Annotated in this window: 4 protein-coding genes and 1 pseudogene; all 5 read right to left on the bottom strand. The window is 65.4% G+C overall.

The genetic code is table 11. The features are described from left to right. On the bottom strand, positions 1–826 hold an 826-nt coding region (locus VZ95_RS18550; protein ID WP_198148396.1), incomplete at its 3' end, for a HesA/MoeB/ThiF family protein. Continuing rightward, entirely contained in the window at positions 823–1,413 is a 591-nt protein-coding gene (locus VZ95_RS18545) for a thiamine phosphate synthase (RefSeq protein ID WP_045777180.1), read from the bottom strand. The genes VZ95_RS18550 and VZ95_RS18545, both read right to left, overlap by 4 nt. A 114-nt stretch (positions 1,414–1,527) precedes the next feature. Further along, positions 1,528–2,153: pseudogene (locus VZ95_RS18540) on the bottom strand (thiazole synthase); the annotation flags it as partial. Between the two features lie 39 nt (positions 2,154–2,192). Continuing rightward, entirely contained in the window at positions 2,193–2,405 is a 213-nt protein-coding gene (gene thiS, locus VZ95_RS18535; RefSeq protein WP_045777179.1) for a sulfur carrier protein ThiS, read from the bottom strand. Beyond that, on the bottom strand, positions 2,396–3,125 hold a 730-nt coding region (locus VZ95_RS18530; protein ID WP_232302749.1), incomplete at its 5' end, for an FAD-dependent oxidoreductase. The genes thiS and VZ95_RS18530, both read right to left, overlap by 10 nt.

The raw sequence follows: 3,125 nt of genomic DNA, 5'->3' as shown, positions 1-3,125 counted from the left end.
TTGCCGCAACCGCCCCGGTACAGGCGAGCGCTTCCCGTTCTGCCTCTGAGCGTAAATCAACGACCAGATCGGAGGGTAGAATATCCTCGGGCGACAGCAGTAGCGGGCGCGGCGGCAAGCCTTCCTCGCTGGCCCCAATAAAGGAAATCGGCACGAACCGCCCCGCGCCCAAATCGGCCCGCCACAGCCGCCCGCGCGGCTCCGGCGGATATTCGATGAGGAGATGCAGCGCCAATTGCGCCATCCACGCGCCGAGCATCCCGACGGCGGGGCCGAGCACCCCGGCACTGGCGCAGGAGGTGGGCGCGGGGAACTCCGGAAAGACCGCGCGATAGCCGGGGGCCTTATCGCAGAACACGCCGATACTGCCTTCCATCCCCAGGATCGACGCCGACACCAGCGGAACCCCGGCGCGGGTACAGGCGTCCGACAGCGCGCAAGACACGAGATAGGAATCGGCGGCATCCAGCACCACGTCGCACCCCGCCAACAGCGCGTCGGCGCGCGCATCGGTCAGGGCGAGGGCGTGCGGCTCGTAAACGAGGGTCGGATTGAGGCCCGATAGGCGTTCCGCCGCCGCCTCGACCTTAAACCGCCCGATATCGGCCTGGGCGAAGAGGGTTTGCCGATGCAGATTGCTTTCCGAGACTCTATCGGCATCGACAAGGCGCAACCGCCCGATCCCCGCCCCGGCGAGATAAAGCAAGGCCGGACACCCGAGCCCGCCGACGCCGACCACGAGCACGCGCGCCGCCGCAAGCTTCGCCTGCCCATCGTCGCCCACTTGGGGAACCGCCGTTTGGCGGCTGTACCGATCCTCGCTCATCGCGTTGCCCTCACCCATTCGTGTGCGCGCGCTTCGGGATTGGGCGCTTTCAGCACGTCCGAGACCACCGCAATCGCATCCGCCCCCGCCGCATAGACCGGCGCGGCCCGTTCTAGCGTTAATCCGCCGATGGCAACCAGCGGAATCGCCCCGAGACGCCGCTTCCATTCGCTCACACGCGGCACGCCCTGGGGAGCCCAGGGCATTTTCTTGAGCGTCGTCGGATAGACCGGACCGAGGGCGATATAATCAGGCCGGGCGGTGAGTGCGGTTTCCAACTCGTCATCGCTATGGGTGCTGACGCCGAGCTTCAGCCCAGCCTTGCGGATCGCGGACAAATCGGCCTCCACCAGATCTTCTTGACCGAGGTGGAGCCAATCGCAGCGCAGATCGATAGCGAGTTGCCAATAATCATTCACCACCAGGATCGCCCCCGCCGCCGCACAAAGATCGCGGGCGCGGGCGATTTCAGCACGCAAACCCGTCTCCGGTTGGTCTTTCATCCGCAGTTGCACGAAGCGCACGCCGCAAGGCAGAAGCCGGGGCAGCCAATCGGCACGGTCGATGATCGGGTAAAAACGGTCCATCCGCGCCTCACAAAGCCGCAAGGCCGAAGCTAGGCGTTGAGGGCACGGCCATGTCGCGCGCGCCATCGGCCCGGCGCGATACCCGGCCCGACCCGCTTCCACCGCCAGCGCAAAGGCGCGCGCCATTCCAACGGGATCATCGGCCTTGGCGATGGCAGTATTCAGAAGCACGCCGTCATAGCCGAGTTCCATTGCTTGGGCCGCGTGGGACGCAGCCCCAGCCCGGCATCGACGATCAAGGGCACCTCCGGGAAGCGCGCCCGCAAGGTCCGTAGACCGTAGACATTATTCAACCCGCGCGCCGAGCCGATGGGCGCGCCCCAGGGCATCAACACCTTGCACCCCGCCGCGAGGAGCTTTTCGGCCACCGAAAGGTCTTCGGTACAATAGGGCAGAATCTTGAACCCGTCGGCACTCAGTGCCTTTGCCGCTTCAACAAGACCAAATGGGTCGGGCTGAAGCGTTTCCGGGTCGGCGATGACTTCCAGCTTTAGCCACTCGGTTTCGAACAGTTCGCGCGCCATTTGTGCGGTGGTGATCGCTTCCCGCGCCGTGTAACAGCCAGCGGTATTGGGCAGCAGCCGTGCGCCAGTTTCGGCACAAAGCGCTTGCAGCAACGGCCAGAACCCCTGCCCGCCCGCGCCTTCCCGGCGCAAGGAAACGGTCAGCAGCGCCGGTTTTGCCGCCCGCACCGCCTCGGCCATCACACTGGGCGAGGCATAGAGCGCGGTGCCCAGCATTAGGCGGCTGGAAAAATCGGTCTCGTAGAGGCGCATCGGTCAGCCCCCTTGCATGGGAATGAGAATTTCCACTTCGTCGCCCGCGCTCAACAGCAGGGCCGCGCGCGCCCGCTTAGCAACGAACAGCCGATTCCAGGCCGTCGCCACCGCCGCGTCGGGGTCGGCCCCGGTTTGGGCAAGATAGGCCACGACAAGTTCGTCTAAATTGGTAACGAGCCAATCGCCCGCCTCGCCATTCACGATCAAGCGCATGCCCTAACCTCCTCCTGCACCAACGCCGCGACCTGCCGCGCCAGATAGGGGGCAAGGAGGAAGCCATGACGATAGGCCCCGTTTACCCGAATTACGCGGCCCGCGCGGCGCATCTGCGGGATATTATCAGGAAACGCCGGGCGCACCTGCGCGCCCGTTTCCAAAATCTCGGCCTCGGCAAAACCGGGATGGATCGCCCACAGCGCCGACAGCAGATCGAGCGCAGCGCGGGCGGTGATTGGCTTCCGATCATCGCTCTCGACCATCGTCGCGCCCAGCATATAAACCCCCTGCCCGCGCGGCACCAAATAGCAAGGAAAGCGCGGATGAATGAGGCGCACGGGCCTGGTCATTTCAACGTCTGGGCAGCGCAACACCAGCATTTCACCGCGCACCCCGCGCAGATCGGTGAGGTCCGAGCGAGCGGCAATGCCCCGCGCGTCGATGAGATACTCGATGCCGGTCAGATCGTTGGTCGCCCCGGTTCGTCCCCATTGCACGCCAGCGCGCGCGGCTAAGATCGATAGGGCTTCTCGCGGATCGAGATGCGCTTCGTCGGGATAGAAAATCCCCTGCGTATGTTTATCAGACAAAGCGGGTTCGAGGGCGGCCAGCGCCGCCCCCTCAACCGCCGTTCCGCCCTGGGATTGCCGCAAAAACGCGGCAACTCGCCCTGATCGCGCGGCGCGGCCAGAACCAGAGAGCCGCGCCGAGTGACGG

This window comes from Elstera litoralis (assembly GCF_000963705.1).
GTDB classification, from domain to species: Bacteria; Pseudomonadota; Alphaproteobacteria; order Elsterales; family Elsteraceae; genus Elstera; species Elstera litoralis.
This window is presented reverse-complemented; position numbering and strand designations above follow the sequence as displayed.

Excerpts from the sequence above, each read along its gene's own strand:
- VZ95_RS18545 (WP_045777180.1), bottom strand. The coding sequence starts at position 1,413 with ATGGACCGTTTTTACCCGATCATCGACCGTGCCGATTGGCTGCCCCGG.
- thiS (WP_045777179.1), bottom strand. The coding sequence starts at position 2,405 with ATGCGCTTGATCGTGAATGGCGAGGCGGGCGATTGGCTCGTTACCAAT.